The sequence below is a fragment of the Hymenobacter sublimis genome, from assembly GCF_023101345.1.
Taxonomy (GTDB): domain Bacteria; phylum Bacteroidota; class Bacteroidia; order Cytophagales; family Hymenobacteraceae; genus Hymenobacter; species Hymenobacter sublimis.
The window spans coordinates 1255154-1270386 of record NZ_CP095848.1; the positions used below are offsets into that span (position 1 = coordinate 1255154).

15 protein-coding genes are annotated in these 15233 nt (G+C 59.5%); all 15 read right to left on the reverse strand.

Features of this window, described 5'->3' with window-relative positions; translation table 11 throughout:
* Positions 1-524: 524 nt before the first annotated feature.
* The gene (locus MWH26_RS05285) at positions 525-1883 is read right to left on the reverse strand and encodes a M20/M25/M40 family metallo-hydrolase (RefSeq protein ID WP_247976359.1); all 1359 of its coding nucleotides are present in this window, start codon (positions 1881-1883) and stop codon (positions 525-527) included.
* Positions 1884-2073: 190 nt separating this feature from the next.
* Positions 2074-3291: a beta-ketoacyl synthase N-terminal-like domain-containing protein gene (locus MWH26_RS05290; RefSeq protein WP_247976360.1), complete on the reverse strand. Its 1218-nt coding sequence runs from the start codon at positions 3289-3291 to the stop codon at positions 2074-2076.
* A complete protein-coding gene (gene bioA / locus MWH26_RS05295) occupies positions 3284-4606 on the reverse strand; it encodes an adenosylmethionine--8-amino-7-oxononanoate transaminase (protein WP_247976361.1) in 1323 nt (440 codons plus the stop codon). The genes MWH26_RS05290 and bioA overlap by 8 nt, the downstream gene beginning before the upstream one ends.
* A gap of 123 nt (positions 4607-4729) precedes the next feature.
* Positions 4730-5362, reverse strand: a complete 633-nt coding sequence (gene bioD, locus MWH26_RS05300; RefSeq protein WP_247976362.1) for a dethiobiotin synthase — start codon at positions 5360-5362, stop codon at positions 4730-4732.
* 148 nt (positions 5363-5510) lie between these two features.
* A complete protein-coding gene (locus MWH26_RS05305) occupies positions 5511-6350 on the reverse strand; it encodes a metallophosphoesterase (RefSeq protein ID WP_247976363.1) in 840 nt (279 codons plus the stop codon).
* Between the two features lie 66 nt (positions 6351-6416).
* Positions 6417-7553, reverse strand: a complete 1137-nt coding sequence (locus tag MWH26_RS05310) for an aminotransferase class I/II-fold pyridoxal phosphate-dependent enzyme (protein ID WP_247976364.1) — start codon at positions 7551-7553, stop codon at positions 6417-6419.
* A 15-nt stretch (positions 7554-7568) separates the two neighbouring features.
* Entirely contained in the window at positions 7569-7835 is a 267-nt protein-coding gene (locus MWH26_RS05315) for a hypothetical protein (RefSeq protein ID WP_247976365.1), read from the reverse strand.
* Between the two features lie 89 nt (positions 7836-7924).
* Positions 7925-8932, reverse strand: a complete 1008-nt coding sequence (gene bioB / locus MWH26_RS05320; protein WP_244699057.1) for a biotin synthase BioB — start codon at positions 8930-8932, stop codon at positions 7925-7927.
* 461 nt (positions 8933-9393) lie between these two features.
* Positions 9394-9939: a sugar O-acetyltransferase gene (locus MWH26_RS05325; RefSeq protein WP_247976366.1), complete on the reverse strand. Its 546-nt coding sequence runs from the start codon at positions 9937-9939 to the stop codon at positions 9394-9396.
* A 76-nt stretch (positions 9940-10015) separates the two neighbouring features.
* Positions 10016-10435 carry an inner membrane protein YiaA gene (yiaA, locus tag MWH26_RS05330; protein ID WP_247976367.1) on the reverse strand — a complete coding sequence of 140 codons (420 nt, stop codon included), beginning with the start codon at positions 10433-10435 and terminating at the stop codon, positions 10016-10018.
* A gap of 402 nt (positions 10436-10837) precedes the next feature.
* Positions 10838-11977: a 23S rRNA pseudouridine(2604) synthase RluF gene (rluF, locus tag MWH26_RS20135; RefSeq protein ID WP_262921986.1), complete on the reverse strand. Its 1140-nt coding sequence runs from the start codon at positions 11975-11977 to the stop codon at positions 10838-10840.
* Between the two features lie 134 nt (positions 11978-12111).
* Positions 12112-12456 (reverse strand): hypothetical protein, encoded by a 345-nt coding sequence (locus MWH26_RS05340; RefSeq protein ID WP_247976368.1) that lies wholly within the window; start codon positions 12454-12456, stop codon positions 12112-12114.
* 141 nt (positions 12457-12597) lie between these two features.
* Positions 12598-13662: a serine hydrolase domain-containing protein gene (locus MWH26_RS05345; protein ID WP_247976369.1), complete on the reverse strand. Its 1065-nt coding sequence runs from the start codon at positions 13660-13662 to the stop codon at positions 12598-12600.
* Positions 13663-13819: 157 nt separating this feature from the next.
* Entirely contained in the window at positions 13820-14554 is a 735-nt protein-coding gene (locus tag MWH26_RS05350) for a YebC/PmpR family DNA-binding transcriptional regulator (RefSeq protein ID WP_244695604.1), read from the reverse strand.
* A 222-nt stretch (positions 14555-14776) separates the two neighbouring features.
* Positions 14777-15214 (reverse strand): copper resistance protein NlpE, encoded by a 438-nt coding sequence (locus MWH26_RS05355; protein ID WP_247976370.1) that lies wholly within the window; start codon positions 15212-15214, stop codon positions 14777-14779.
* Between the last annotated feature and the right edge of the window lie 19 nt (positions 15215-15233).

A 15233-nucleotide genomic window follows, 5' to 3' on the forward strand; every position in this document is an offset into this window, starting at 1 on the left:
CAATTCGTAAGTGTTACCGGCCAGCAATGGGTGGCTTGGTTGGAGCACTACCGATAAGTTACCACCATTCGTCACTGGGCGGTCCTTCACAATCAGGGGCACCGAGTCATGCGCTGACCACAGGTATACTTGGGTAGCATACCCTATTTGTTGCATCTCCTTGGAAAGATAGACAGAGAAATCTGTTGACAATAGGATAACCTGACGGGGTTGAATCACCTTTACCTTTTCGCTTGGCCATACCGTAATCCACGGAGAAACGTCACACTGGGCCCAGGCCGGAACAATTCCAGATAGCAACGTAAAAAGTAGAGTCAATAAGGATAGTCGAAACACATTTTAGGAAAAAATATAATGGTTTTCCATTGAGTAGTAACGTCAAATAGGTATAAACTCTAGTATGTCAGCTGCTGCAAAAAGGAAGTCAATATTGAGTAGTAACGTCAAATAGGTATAAACCCATCCCCTTGAGCCGGTGTACTAACTCAAGGGGATGGGTTTAGTTTCAGACAGCGCGAAGCCGCTTATCGCACCGGCTTCGGAATAACGGGCAGGCTCTCGTGGCCTTCCGCATCTACCGATACTACCCCGAAAATGTAGTTGTCTTTGCTGTGGGGTAGGTCGGCTTTGGTATCCGTTACGAAGAACTTCTGCTGCCACTCCGGGGCGCTGGTTTCGCGCATGAGCACGTAGTAGCCGGCGGGCTTCTCGCCCATTTTGGGGGCTTCCCACTTCAGCTCCGTGCGGTTGGTGAGGTTGGCCGTGAGCACACCCACGTTTTCAGGGGCGGCGGGGGCCAGGGCCAGGCTGGCCAGGGTAGCCAAGTTCACGCCCGTGTTGCGGCGCAGGTAGGGAAAGTCCATGAACTTGGCGTAGTCGCCGTATTCGGTGCCGCTTTCCGTGCGCAGATCCTGGTGTTGGTGGCGGAAATCCTCGTTCATTTCCGAGAAACGCACCGCCGTGAAGCCTTGCTGATTGAACGGCGTATGGTCGCCGCCGCGCAGGAATCGGTCGGGGCGATACTCCAGCACTACCTCGTGGCCGGGCACGTACTGCTGGCAGGCCAAGCGGGTGTAGCGGGCCAGGTTGCGGCTGGGCGAGTCATTTTCCGAGGACAGCGTGCGGCGGACGCGGGCTTCGTCGGCGGTTTCGGTAGCGGGCACCCCCTCGCTGAACACGCGCAGGCGCTTGTCGTCCTTGATTTCCGGGTCGTGGCCCGAGGAGTTGCCCATGATGTCATTGTTGAGCATGGCCACCAAGTTCCAGCCTTCCTTTTTAGCGCGCTTGGCTAGGTGGGTGGAGCCATAAAGACCCTGCTCTTCGCCCTGCACCGCCACGAAAATGATGGTAGCCGGAAACTGCTGCTGTGACATCACGCGGGCCAACTCCATCACGGCTACCGTACCCGAGCCGTCGTCGTTGGCGCCGGGCGCGTCGGCGGTGGCGTTCATCACATCCGTCACCCGCGAGTCGATGTGGCCGCTCACAATGAAAATGCGCTTGTCCGTGGGATCGGTGCCGGGTAGGGTAGCCATGACGTTGGCCATGACCACGGGCCGGTCGATGCGGCGGCCGTCGGGCTTCACGGTGAAGGTGTCCTGCTCTACTTTCAGCCGGCCCCCGCTGGCTTTGCTGTATTTCTTGAACTCATTTTCTACCCAGTTGCGCGACGCCCCGATACCGCGCTTTTTGCTTTTGGTGTCCGAAAGCGTGTGACGCGTACCGAAGCTCACGAGTTTGTCAATGTCCTCGCGCAGGTTTTTCTCCGAAATATCCTGCACCATTTTCGTAATGAGCGGGTCGGGGGTAGCAGTGGGTTTGGTTTGGGCGAAGGCGGTGGCGCTAAGGCCCAGGGAAAGCAAAAGCAGCGTAGAACGGCGCATGGTTGGAATCAGGATCAGGATTGGAATGGGCAAGAGACGCGCAATAGCCCTCGGGCGTTGCGGCGCAAGGTAAGGACCGTAGCGGGTTGGCCGGGTATAAGTTATGGGCTGATACGCGGAATACAGCAGGTTCCAGCCGGGCCCCGAAGCTTTTACCCAGGATGATAAAATCAAAACGCGCTGTCTGCTCTCAGGCTGGCACCTCCAGCCTGGATACTAACGCGCTGGCTGCATTGCCCCCAAAACCGGCCGCATTCACCAAAATGCGCCGAATGGGATGCGCAACGGCCGCAGCCAAATCAGTAGCGAAAGGTGGGGCGGGCCACTGCTGCGTAGCCAGCACGTGCAGGGCAAAGTCCAGGCTCAGGGCCGCCGACGCGCCCAGGGTGTGACCAATCAGCCATTTGTTAGATAAGAGCGGGGGGAGCAGTTCCCCGAAAACGGCCCGCAAGGCGGCCCGCTCGGCGGCGTCCCCGGCGGGGGTGCCGGGGCTGTGCAGCACCACTGCATCTATGTCCGCAGAAGATACCCGGGCCTGAGCCAAGGCCTGGCGGATGGCCTGTTGAAAGTGCTGACCATCAGGAGAAAGGCCGGTTTTACTACCAATGGCTTCAAAGCCAAACCCTACGTTTTCCAGAACAAACAAAGGTTCGGTAGTTGGTTCTGCCGCCGCGCGCGCCCGGCTTACTTTTTCCAGGGCAAATACGGCCGCGCCTTCCCCCAGGACAAACGTGGAGGGCCGGCCGGCCCCGGGGCGGCAGGGCCACTGGGCGGCCGCGTAAGGGGAATAAATACCAATGGCCCGCATCTGCGCCAACGTAAAACCAGTGAGCGGGGCCTCCGTGCCGCCCGCCAGAAAGCGCGTAGCCATGCCCGCGCGCAGCCAGGCCATGGCATTGCCCAGGGCCTGAAAAGCGCTGCTGCAGGTGCTGGAATGGCTAAGAGTGGCGCCGTCGGTGCTACCGGCATCAAAGGCTACCCAACTGGCCACGTTGCCCAGGGTGGTAAGCGGAGAAGCCGCGGCCGAAACGCTTCCCTCAGCCAGAAACTCGGCGTGAAACTCCTCGAGCCGTTGCGTGGCTCCCCGGCTGCTTCCCATGCTGACGGCCAGGGGGTGGTGTAGCGCAGCTGCTGAACCCGAATGCCAGCCGGCCGCCGCGGTGGCTTGGCGGGCCGCCAGCAACCCCAGCAGTACGGTGCGGTCGAGCTGGCGGTAGGCCGGAACCTGGCGACGCAACTGAGTTACGGCGGCTTCAGCCGCGGTAGGCAGGGCCGCCACGGGTAAGCCGGCAGTGTGGGCGCTGAAGGGAGAAGTAGGGGCCGCAGCGGGAGCGGGCACCAAGCCCAGCGCCGACACCCGGCCCCGGCCCCGAATCAAAATCAGGTCTTCCGCAACGAACTCAGTCATGCAGGTATTCGGGCAGGGTAGGGGCGGGCTGAAAGTTGAGGACCAGTCCGCGCATCTGGCGCAGCACGCTGTAGAGCAGCCCTAGCTCCGCATCCGTGGTACAGTAGGGTGGCAGCAAGTACACCACATTGCCCAGCGGCCGCAGCACCACGTGGTTATCCAGAGCCAGCTGATAGAAGGCGTCGCGCAGGCGGCTGAAGTAGCTGGTGCCCTCACCGGCGTCGTACTCTACGGCTAGAATGGTGCCGCGGTGCCGCACCTGCCGGATGCCAGGTTGGGTTTCGATTTCTTGGCGAAAAGCGTCGTGAGCGGCTTCTATGCGCTGCCGCTGCCGGCTGCATTCGTCGGCCCGGGTTAGCTCCAGACTAGCCAGGGCAGCGGCGCAGGCTACGGGATTAGCCGTGTAGGAATGACCGTGGAACAGGGCCCGCATCTTATCGTCGCTCAGAAAAGCTTCGTAAATGGGCGCGGCGCAGGTAGTCAGGCCCATGGCCAGGGTGCCTCCGGTGAGCCCCTTGGAAAAGCACATGATGTCGGGTTGCTTTTGGAGCAAGCTGCTGGCAAAGAGCGGTCCGGTGCGGCCGAAGCCGGTCATCACCTCATCGGCAATGCAGAGCACGCCGCGCTGGTGGCAGCGGCGCAGCATTTCGCTCAACACCTCCGGCGCGTACATCACCATGCCCGCCGTGCCTAGCACCAAGGGCTCGAAAATAAAGCCGGCTACCTCGGGGCGGGCCAGCAGAACATCAAGCTGGGCCAGCACCTCGGCTTCCCTCCCCGGCACCGGCACATCAATAAACTTCACTTCAAAAAGCAGAGGCCAGAAGGGCTGGGTGAAGGCCCCACGGCTACTCACGGCCATAGCTCCGAAGGTGTCGCCGTGGTAGGAGTCGCGGAAGCAGAGGAAGGTGCGGCGCTCCGGCTGGCCCAGGTTATGGAAGTACTGCAACACCATTTTCAGGGCCACCTCCACGGCCGTCGAGCCGTTATCGGAGTAGAATACGCGAGCCTGATGAGTAGGCAGCAGGGCAAGCAGCTGTTCGGCCAGCTCTACGGCGGCGGGGTGGGTGAAGCCGGCAAACAGCACGTGCTCCAGGGTCCGGAGCTGCTCACTCACGCGCTCCGCAATGTGCGGGTGCGCGTGCCCGTGCAAGTTCACCCACCAGGAGGAAATGCCATCTAGGTAACGGGTGCCGTCTTCGGCAATCAGCCAGCTGCCTTCGCCGCGCACAATGGGCACGGCCAGGGGAGCAGTCTGCATTTGAGTATACGGGTGCCACACAACGGCATGGTCCCGCTCGGAAAGGGTAGGCATGGGTAGGAAACAGACTAGGGCGGCAAAAGTAACGGGAACCGTTAAATGGCAAGGCCGCAAAGCTGCTACCGGTAGGGAAGGGCGGCCCGGAAAAAGCCTTACTGCCTGTCACGCCCTGCTAGGCTACTGCGAAGGATTAGCGGCAAACCACGCCCGAAACTCGGCGGCGTAGCGGCTTACTACCGCCCGCGACAGTTCCGCTTCTGGCCGCACCCGGGGTAGCAAGGGCACGCCTGTGTGTTGGGCAATGAAGTCTTCGGTAGCTGGGGTAGGCTCGCCATTGAACACTAGGCCCCGCACTCGCAGCCCGCGGGCCTGCAAGGCTTCCAGAGTGAGCAACGTGTGGTTGATGCTGCCCAGGTAATTGCGCGACACCACTACCACTTCCAGCTCGAGGCGCTGAGCAAGGTCGGCAATTAGAAAACCCGGAGCCAGGGGCACGAGTAGGCCGCCCGCTCCTTCCACAATGAGGTGGTTGCTGGTTTGCGGGAGCTGAAAGTCAGTGGGGTGCAGTGCCAAGCCCTCAGCCGCGGCCGCGGCGTGGGGCGAAGCCGGCAGCTGCAGTCGGTGGCGCTCAGGCCAGAAGTGGCTCACCGGATTACCAACCAAGCCGCGGACCGTGCCCGCATCGGTACTCGGTTCCAGGCCTGCCTGTACGGGCTTCCAATAATCAGCTCGTAAGGCTTCGGTTAGGATGGCCGAAACCACGGTTTTGCCCACATCGGTGCCGATGCCGGTAATGAAAAGTCGTTCCAAAGGAAAACGGGTGCAATAAAACCTACTTCCCGCCCGCCGTAGCCGTCAGGCTGTTTGAGCAGAAGAAAAACAAAGATGGGAGCCTTACCCTAAAAATTGGTGAGTACCCGCCTGCTAATATCTACTTGTATTGGGTGAAAAAGGAGTGCTATCCGGCCAGCGTAAACAGGGCAATTTCTGCTCTTGCTCCAAACCTAATCGGTAGCAGACTGGTGCCAATACCCTTGGAAACGTACAGCTTGGTCGTGTTTTCCTGGTACCAGCCCTTAAGGTATTTTCCGCTACCTCGGGGTAGAAACGGAATAAACCCGAATAGATTAATTTGTCCGCCGTGCGTATGCCCCGATAAAATAAAATCCACTTTTTTATTTTCATCAAGCTGCTTTACTAATGTAGCGGTATATTCCGGGCAATGATTTAAGAGTATGTGATAATCACTGCTGGTATACGTTTTTAAAGCAGCGGGCAAATCAGGGTTGCCGCCCACGTAATCATCGAGGCCGGTAATTGCAATGGTTTTGTTATCGAATTGGTAAGTTACCGTTTGGTTAATAAGTAATTGACACTTGTTTCTGCTATACACAGAGGCGAGTTCGGCTAAGTCAATCTTGCCCCAATACTCCCAATTGCCCAGAATAGCTACTTTTTGCAGGTCGTGCGGTAATAGTTGCAGAAAATTGTGTAGCAGCGGAATATTCTCGGCTTTGTCAATGGCATCACCCGTAAGAATTAGTAGGTCAGGCTTAAGCTTGCTTATTATTTTTGTTAATCGGACGAGTTGGTAATTTATTGACTGCAAATGTAAATCGGAGAGCTGCATAACCCGCAGGCCAGGTGTGCCGGGGGACGGGGTAGTTATTTTAAATTCATTGATTTCAATAAAAAATCGTTCCAGCCAGCAGGCATCAAGCAACAGCAAACCCGTTGCTAGTACCACGCCTGACTGGAGAAACTTGCGCCTTGGTAGTTTCATTTGAATAATTGTCACGGGTATACCTGAAACACCTAGTGCGCCAGATTATAAACACAACGCCACTGCTATAGCCGCCGCTACCTAACACCGCGCCAATACATCTGCCAGCGCGTCAATTTCCATTTCCGTATTGTAAGAATGTAGAATAAGCCGCAGCCGTTCCGTGCCAGCCGGTACTGTGGGCGCCACAATGGCCCGCACATCGAAGCCCGCGGCTTGAGCCGCCGCCGCTACCTGCCGCACACGAACCGGACCCGGCGCACCAGCAAAGAAAACCGGGTGAATAACGTGGCTTTCCGGTGGCACCCGCAGCCCCGGCACGGCGTTTAAACGAGTTTTTAGGTAGTCGGAAAGCGCGAAAAGCTGCTGACGCTCGGCTAATAAATCGGGCAACACCTCGTACGCCGCCGCCAGCGCAACGACGGAGTGCGGGGCCAGGGCCGTGGTGTAAATAAAAGGTCGGCTGAAGTTCAGGAGGTAGTCGCGGAGCAGGGTATCGCCCACCACGGCCGCGCCCTGGCTGCCCAGGGCCTTGCCAAACGTGAGCACGCGGGCGAATACGTCGTTTTCCAGTCCCAATTCAACGACCAATCCTTCGCCCCGCGGCCCGTAGAGGCCGTTGGTGTGGGCTTCATCTACCACCAAGTACAGCTCCCGTTCCCGGCAAAGAGCCGCCAGCTTTGGTAGCGGGGCCATGTCGCCATCCATGGAATACAGGGACTCTACGGCCACGAATACGGCGCCGGTGGCGCGGGCCAGCTTGCGCTCCACATCAGCTACGTCGTTGTGGCGGAAGCTCCAGGCAGTAGCAAAGGAACCCCGAATGCCATCCTTCACGGAGGCGTGCGAGGCTTCGTCGTAGAGAATTGTGTCGCCGCGGCGGGGCACGGCGGCAAAGAAGCCCAGGTTGGCCGCGTAGCCAGAGTTGAAAAGCAGGGCCGCTTCGGCCCCGTGAAACTGCGCCAGCTGAGTTTCTAGGGCTTCCGCCGCGGCGGAGTTGCCGGTAAGCAGCCGCGAGCCGGTGCTACCCGCCGCATCTACGGCAGCCAGCAGTGCCTGCTGCACGGTCGGGTGACGGCTCAGGCCCAAGTAGTCGTTGGAGCTGAAGTCAACCAGCCCCGCGGGAGGTAGGGTTAAGCGGCGGCGGGTACCGTCGGCCTCCCGCTTGGCCAGGTGCTCGGTCAGCCGCTGGTGCAAAGGAGAGGAAGCGGGCGGCATACGGTGTAGCTGAAGTTAAGCTGAGTGGCGCTGCACCGAAAACCACAGGCTACCGTCGCTCTCGAAACGACGAGCGGTAACCACAACGGTCAAGGTATCATCTATTTGCACTTGGTCGCCAACCCCAGGTAGCAGCTTGTGACGCTGGTACAGCTGGTGCAAAGTGCCCCCCACCTGATCCTCCAGGTCGGTTATAGCGCGTTGGGCATCTACCCCGGTGTGCTGCTGGCGGATGCTGTCGGCGAAGGAAGCGTCTAGGTTAAGGTCGAAGGTAAGGTCCATGCGGGTACTGAACAAAATCTGAATGAAATCAGCCAGCAGCAGCTCCCCCTATGAAGAACCACTGCTGGCTGAGGAAAGAAACAACGTGCTTACGCGCCTACTGGTACTTCTTTGCCCAGCACTACGGCGCCTTCCGGTACGTCTTTGAACGACTTGCGGGGCTTGAGGCCGAGCAGGGCAAACATTTGCTTGTCGGCGTCGAAATCGGGGTTGGGGGTAGTCAGCAGCTTCTCGCCCGAGAAGATGGAGTTAGCGCCGGCCAAGAAGCAGAGTGCCTGCTCCGTGACGGGCATTTCCTGGCGGCCGGCCGAGAGGCGGACCATGGTGCGCGGCATCAGAATGCGGGCCGTGCCAATCATGCGCAGCATTTCCCACACGCTCACGCGGGGCTGGGCAGCCAGGGGAGTGCCTTCCACGGGCACCAGCGCATTCACCGGCACCGACTCGGGGTGGGCCGGTAGGGTAGCCAGGGTGTGCAGCATGGCAATCCGGTCCTCGTCGGTTTCACCCAGGCCAATAATGCCGCCCGAGCACACCGAAATACCAGCCTTGCGCACGTGCTCCAGCGTGTTCAGCCGGTCGTCGTAGGTGCGGGTAGTAATAATTTCGGAGTAGTGCTCGGCGCTGGTGTCCAGGTTGTGGTTGTAGGCGTAGAGGCCGGCTTCCTTGAGGCGCTCGGCTTGGTACTCGTTCAGCATGCCCAGGGTGCAGCACACTTCCAGCCCAATGTTATTAACCTCCGTCACCATGTTCAGTACCCGGTCGAAGTCGCGGTTGTCGCGCACCTCGCGCCAGGCGGCGCCCATGCAGAAGCGGGTGCTCCCGCCGTCTTTAGCGCGCTGGGCCGCGGCTAGTACCTCGGCATCGGGTAGGAGCTTGTGAGCCTGCACGCCGGTGTGGTAGCGGGCGGCCTGGGGGCAGTAGGCGCAGTCTTCGGGGCAGCCGCCGGTTTTCACGCTCAGCAGGGTGCAGACCTGCACTTCGCCAGTAGCCTGGGTTTCGGCGTGGATGGCCGCGGCCTGGGTTACCAGCTCCAGCACGGGCTGGTTATAAATGGCCTTTACTTCGTCAAGGGTCCAGTCGGTACGAATCAGCATGGGGCGGGAAGAAGTCGTTTGTGAGTTGAGGTAGGGGTGGGGCTGAACTACTGTAGCCCGCGAAGTAGCCAAAGCCAGCTCGCGGGCTGCAAGATACATGAGAAGCCGATTCTGGAAGGTGAAGTCGGCTGTCATTCTGCCGAAGCCTCTGCACTTATTGCGACAGGATAGGTGATACCAAGTAAGCTCGACTGTTCTGCTACGCGGAATCGATACCGAGCGAAACGCCGCGAAAAACTTCCAGAGTAAGTTAGCTGAACCGTATATGTGTCCAGTAAATCAGCTACTTACTGCTTGGTGTGGCGCGGCTGATGCAGGAGCAGTGCCGGCATCGGATAAATTGTTACTCGGCTAACTATTCCAGTGATGTAGTCAGGCTTTCCCCAGGGTAGGTAGTAAAAGAAAGGCACCCAATCCTCAGCAACTGGTCTTGTATACCTAACAGCGGTGCACCGTAACCGTTAGATGCTCCGCAGCACCCGGCAGGGGTTGCCCACGGCTACTACCCCGGCCGGAATGTCCCGCGTAACGACGCTGCCGGCCCCAATAGTAGTGCCCGCACCAATGGTTACGCCGGGCATAACGAGCACGCCAGCCCCCAGCCACACATTGTCGCCCAGGGTAATGGGCCGAGCAAATTCCCAGCCGGCTACCCGCGGCCCCGGTTCCACGGGGTGCCCAGCCGTCGTCAGGACGACGTTGGGCGCAATAAACACGTTGTCGCCGATGGTGACGGGGGCGCAGTCGAGGATGGTGAGGTTGTAGTTGGCGTAGAAATTCCGACCCAGGCGAATGTTGTAGCCGTAGTCGCAGCGGAAAGGGGCTTCAACGTGCGCGTCGGTTTCGTAGCCCAACAGCTCGGCTAGCACCTGCTTGTTGAGCTGCACTGGCTCCTGGTTGTAGCGGTGGCAGAGCTGCTTGGCGCGCAGGCGTTCAGCCGTTAACTCGGGGTCGTTGGCCTGGTACAGCTCGCCGGCCAGCATCTGTTGTTTTTCGGTTGGAGCCATGGGGTGAGAGCGGGTTTGCAAGGGCGCCCGCCCCACCAAGATACTGGCACTTCCCCGCCCCGCAACCACTCGGCCGCTAGCTGAGGTTGGGAGCCGGTTCCGGGGTCGGCCCTCCGGCCCGGGCGTCGCGGGTGTTTTTCTGCACGGCAATGGCCGCGAACAGGCTCAGCCCGAACGACATGGCGTAGAACCCTTTCTCGCTCAGGGCTAGGGTTGCATTCCACAGCCCTACGGTGAGCAGCACCAGCGTCAGCAGGACGGAAAACCAGCTCAGCCCGTAGTAGATGCCCGTTACGGGAATGCCTTCCAGCTGGTCGCGTACTGATTTTTGCAGGGAAATGGCCGCAAACAACCCGTACATAAGCACGGTGAAGTAGTAGCCTTTCTCGTTCAGCGGCATTTGCGCGTTCCAAAGTCCCACCATGAAAGCCGATAATCCCGTTAGCAGGGCTACCCAAGAGGCGGCAATAAAGGCATTGGAAGGTTTCGTGTTCATCTCCGGGAGGCGCCGGGTGGATAAGGTTGGTTTGGTAAGCCCGACTGCCCAAACGTAGTGGGTGCCTGCCAGCCTGCCAGCCGAATTATCACGCCCGTCAGACTTTTCGCCCGGTCCTACTCCTAAGCCGCCTACCCGTGTTGCCCGCTTGATACTCGCCAGCTGTATTTTCCATAAAAAGCGCTAAATCTGACCCTAAAACAACCTGATGTGCAAGTGTAACCCGTGTAATCTATAGCAGTTTTGCATCAGCAAGTAGCAGCGCTTACGTGGTGAAAACTCAAAAATCAGACTTTTACAGAGACTCGCTAGGCCGCTTGGGCGCAGCAGTTTTGCTTACAAAGGCGAAGCCGTTTTCTGCAAGGAAACGGCTTCGCCTTTCTGGTAAAATTGCGCTTTCGGTTAGGAACGTTTGCCAGGCCGGCTGGCGCCGCGGGTGCCGCGGCTGCTGGTTTTGCCTTTCGGGGAGCCATCCGTTCCTTTCGGACCTTTGCCAGCGGCCAGACCGCGCGGGCGAGCTCCCGCACCGGTGCGGGCGCCGGCTGGGCGGCTGGCTTTGCCAAAACCGGGGCCATCAGGTCGTACGCCGGTGGCTGGTCCCGCCGGGCGGCCCGGGCCAGTGGGCCATTCGGCCGGAGCTGCGGGCGCCGGCGCCGGCCGACCGGCCGCGCGTTTGCCGGTGGGTTTCTCAACCCAGGCACCGGCGGGTTTGGCACGGCCCGGGGCATCCGTGGAACTCTTGGGAGCCGTGCCTTTGCGCGCTGGGCGGTCGGCCCAGAACTCGGCGGAGGAGGGACGCTTGCGCCGCCGGGGCGTGGAGCCGTCATCGGTGCCGTCGGAGTCCTTAATCATCTCCATCAGCACTTTCAGCTCCTTTTCCTTTAGCTCGCGCCATTCGCCTACCCCCAAGCCTTTCACGTTAATGTTCATCACGCGAATGCGCTCCAGCTGTACTACCTCGTAGCCAAAGTATTCGCACATGCGCCGGATCTGGCGGTTGAGGCCCTGCACCAGCACAATGCGGAAGATGTAAGGCGTTTCCTTGGTTACTTTGCAGGGCTGGGTCATGGTGCCCCCAATGGGGACACCGTTGGCCATGCCCTCGATGAACAAGTCGTTGATGGGCTTGTCGACCATCACGATGTATTCTTTCTCGTGTTTGTTGCCGGCCCGCAGGATCTTATTGACAATGTCGCCGTTGCTGGTCAGCAGAATCAGGCCCTGGGAGTCCCGGTCGAGGCGGCCAATGGGGAAGATGCGCACCGAGTGCTTAATGGCCCGGATGATGTTGTCCTTGATGCCGGTGTCAGTAGTCGAAATAATGCCCGGCGGCTTATTGTAGGCAATGTACACGGCATCTTCCTCGGCCCGTGGCTCAATGATGTTTCCATTCACCGACACCCGGTCTTTGCTGGTTACCTGGTCGCCGATGTTGGCCCGCTTGCCGTTGATCAACACGTTGCCCTGCTCGATAAAGCGGTCGGCCTCCCGGCGGGAGCAGACGCCGCTTTCGCTGATGTATTTGTTGAGACGAGTAGGCATGGGCAACGGGTGTTGAAGGCAAAAATAGAAATGGCCCGCCCCGGCAAAGCTGCCAGGCGGACCACAAAGATACGGCGGAAGTAAGTGAACCCCGGCTTCCTACCCCAAAGAACCACCGGTAACTGCTCCGGCCATCATCCGGCCACAAAGTAGCGCTGGATGGCCTCGTCTAGCTCCGCGGACGTAGAGTCGGTGGGTTGCACTTGCAGCTCCACGGGGGCAGTAGCATCGGCAGCGGTGTAAGTACCGCTGCTGCGGTTGAAAGCCAGCCGCCCCTGCCGGAACTCCCGCTGCTGCTCCGCCCCGTTCTCAGTCATGGAAACAAACTCCAGTTTGTCCAGGTGGTGGCTGGCTTTGTCAAATCGAAACCAGAAATACAGCTGGGCCGGGTCGTCGCTCTGCACGTCCAGGGCTTTGATTTCTACCAGAGAAAAGTCCTCCGCTTCGAGCAGGAACAGGGTGTTGTAGGCAATGGGCATGGGAAGGTAGGATGAGAAGTGGAGTGGCCAGAATCTGTAGACAGAAACTGATCGGATAAGGTTACTTCGACCACTTACGGCACTAGTGTGGCAAGGGTGGGAATGTCCTGAAGTGGCCGAATGCGCAGGCCTCGTCAGCAGCTATTTTTCCTCACTCAGCCACTGCATGGCCTGGTACTGGCCGGGGCCTACGAACAAGCGCAGCACATCGTCGGTGAGGCGCAGACCGTTGGCGCTATTGGTCAGGAAAAGCAGGGTTTCCTTGGTGTCGGGAAAGGTCATGAAGAAGCCGCGAAAATCGCCATTGTCGCCCCAGTGCCACTGGGCGGGGCCGTGGCTGGTAGCGGCTAAGCCCACGCCGCAGGCCCAGGCAATGCGGGCGTCGGTGGGGGTAAGGGGGGTAGTGCAGCGGTTAGCGTCGTTGGCCGGGTTGGTAAGCAGCTTGGCCGTGGCTGGCCGCAAGCCCTTTCCTCGCGCAATAGCCTGCAGAAACCGGTGGTAGTCGGGGGCCGTGGTAAGCAGACTAAAACCACCGTTGGGCTCCTCAAACCGCTTGATATCAGTAGGCTGCCCGGCCTTGTCGTGCCCGAAGGCGGCGTTTTGGTCAAAGCGTGATTGCCAGATAAAGCTGCTGTTCTGCATCTTCAACGGACCAAAAACTTCTTGTTGAGCCAACTGCTCCAGCGATTTTCCGGTCAGGTGCTCCAGGGTTTTCTGCAAGAATACGTAGCCCTCCCCGGAGTAGCTCCAGCAGCTGTCGGGCGCAAACTGCAGGTGAAGCGCCGAGGTTTTCCAGCTCTCGGCCAGTGGGTAGCCCGCCCAGTTAGGCAAGCCCGTGGTATGCCCTAGCACCATCCGCGCCGTGATTTTTTGGGCGCGGGGCTCGTTTTGCAGGCGTGGGTAGGGGTAGTAGCTGAGCAGGGACTTGTCCAGGTCGAGGCGGCCCTGGTCGTGCAGGCGCAGGGCCGTGTAGGCTAGCACCACTTTGCCCAGCGAAGCCGCCTGAAAGATAGTGTTGGCATCAATGGCCTGCGTAGTGCCGGCCTGGCGCAGCCCCAAGCTGTACTGCGTGGTCTCGCCCTTTTTGGAGTAAATCAGCTGAATGCCAGTTACGTTTTCTTTTTTGAGTAAGGCAGTGAGTTCGGCTTGTTGGGCTGTTGTGACAAAAGAATAAAGTAGTAGGGCCAGGGTAAGGATATTCTTCATAAGCAGCCGAAAGGCATCAGGTAGAAACAGGGTAGGTCGAGCAATATTAGCGGAAGCTATGCTACAGCATACAGCAGCACGATAATTAACTACAAAAAATAGGGGCCGCCCCTACGGAGCGGCCCCTATGTAAGGCGTAAGCGGCACCTAAAACTGCCTACCCCAGCGTGTGGTACACAGCCTGCACGTCGTCGTCCTCTTCGAACTTCTCGATGAGGTTCATTACTTCATCGAGCTGTTCGCCTTCGAGGTGAACGGTGGTGTTGGGCACGCGCTGCAGCTGGGCTGATACCACGTTCAAGGCCTTTTCTTCCAGGGCCTTCTGCATCTGGCCGAAGTCGGTAAAGGCAGTTTCTACCACGATGTAGTCTTTCACGTTGCCGTGCTCGTCCTCCTCCTGGTCGGCGTACACGTCTTCGGCGCCGGCGTCAATCAGCTCTAGTTCCAGCTCGTCGAGGTCGAGGCCTTCGGCGGCCAGCTTGAACACGCCCTTGCGGGTGAAGGTGTAGTCAGAGGAGCCCGCCGTGCCCAGGGCGCCGTTACCGCGGTTGAAGTACATGCGCACGTTGGCCACGGTGCGGGTCGGGTTGTCGGTGGCGGTTTCGATGACGACGGCCACACCGTGGGGCGCGTAGCCTTCATATACCACTTCCTGGTAGTCTTTTTCCTCCTTGCTGGAGGCCCGTTTGATGGCCGCTTCCACCCGGTCTTTGGGCATGTTCACGCCTTTGGCGTTCTGCATGGCCGTGCGCAGGCGGGAGTTGGTATCGGGGTTAGGGCCGGATTCTTTCACGGCCATCACGATTTCCCGGCCGATGCGGGTAAAGTCTTTGGACATCCGGTCCCAGCGCTTCATTTTGCGGCCTTTGCGGAATTCAAACGCGCGTCCCATCTATGGTGAATTTATGAAATGGTGAATTTGTGAGTGGTGGTTTCGGCGCGGGTGGGGCCGAAGGGGCCGCAAGTTAGCAGAAAGCCCGGCGGGGCGCAACGCAGCTTCCTAGCAAGGACTCTGTCCTCGAGTTGATCTGTGAAAGCCGCCCCCGTTGCACGTGAGCGTGGCTCGGCAGCCTTTGGCCGTGCTCGACACCTATATGTCCCCGCCGTGCGGCCTCTATTGCTGCCGGAGTGTGTAGGTGCTCTGGTTACCCTCGGGGTAGCCCGCCATAACGAGCGTGAGCAGGCCGTTGCGCAGCTGAAACCGACCCTGATCGGTGCGGGGCTGGCCTTTTTTGTCGGTGTAGGAAAAGCTGATGCGGTCGGCGGCAAAGGTGAAGCGCCCGTCCTGGTCGAAGCGCATGGTGCCGCCGTTGGCCGCCAGAGTCAACCGCTTCTGGAAGGTCCCATCGGGGCGGAGCGTGAGCGTGCCGCCTACCCCTTTGGCCGGCATGGGCACGGGGCTGGTTCCCCGGTCGAGAATGGTGTAGGAGAGGTAGGAGTAGGTAGTAAAAAACGAAGGCGCGAGGCGCGGAACCGAGGAGGCGGTGCGCTGGGCCATACCAGTGGCTGCGGTCAGCAACAGGCACCCTAGCAAAAACAAACGATAGAGCATAACGCAAGGTAGCGCGTCC

Coding starts and splice junctions, on each gene's coding strand:
- rluF (WP_262921986.1), bottom strand. CDS start 11,977: ATGCCTACTCGTCTCAACAAATACATCAGCGAAAGCGGCGTCTGCTCC.
- MWH26_RS05310 (WP_247976364.1), bottom strand. CDS start 7,553: ATGCCGCCCGCTTCCTCTCCTTTGCACCAGCGGCTGACCGAGCACCTG.
- MWH26_RS05345 (WP_247976369.1), bottom strand. CDS start 13,662: ATGAAGAATATCCTTACCCTGGCCCTACTACTTTATTCTTTTGTCACA.
- bioA (WP_247976361.1), bottom strand. CDS start 4,606: ATGCCTACCCTTTCCGAGCGGGACCATGCCGTTGTGTGGCACCCGTAT.
- MWH26_RS05290 (WP_247976360.1), bottom strand. CDS start 3,291: ATGACTGAGTTCGTTGCGGAAGACCTGATTTTGATTCGGGGCCGGGGC.
- MWH26_RS05285 (WP_247976359.1), bottom strand. CDS start 1,883: ATGCGCCGTTCTACGCTGCTTTTGCTTTCCCTGGGCCTTAGCGCCACC.
- MWH26_RS05340 (WP_247976368.1), bottom strand. CDS start 12,456: ATGCCCATTGCCTACAACACCCTGTTCCTGCTCGAAGCGGAGGACTTT.
- MWH26_RS05350 (WP_244695604.1), bottom strand. CDS start 14,554: ATGGGACGCGCGTTTGAATTCCGCAAAGGCCGCAAAATGAAGCGCTGG.
- MWH26_RS05355 (WP_247976370.1), bottom strand. CDS start 15,214: ATGCTCTATCGTTTGTTTTTGCTAGGGTGCCTGTTGCTGACCGCAGCC.
- yiaA (WP_247976367.1), bottom strand. CDS start 10,435: ATGAACACGAAACCTTCCAATGCCTTTATTGCCGCCTCTTGGGTAGCC.
- bioB (WP_244699057.1), bottom strand. CDS start 8,932: ATGCTGATTCGTACCGACTGGACCCTTGACGAAGTAAAGGCCATTTAT.
- MWH26_RS05325 (WP_247976366.1), bottom strand. CDS start 9,939: ATGGCTCCAACCGAAAAACAACAGATGCTGGCCGGCGAGCTGTACCAG.
- MWH26_RS05315 (WP_247976365.1), bottom strand. CDS start 7,835: ATGGACCTTACCTTCGACCTTAACCTAGACGCTTCCTTCGCCGACAGC.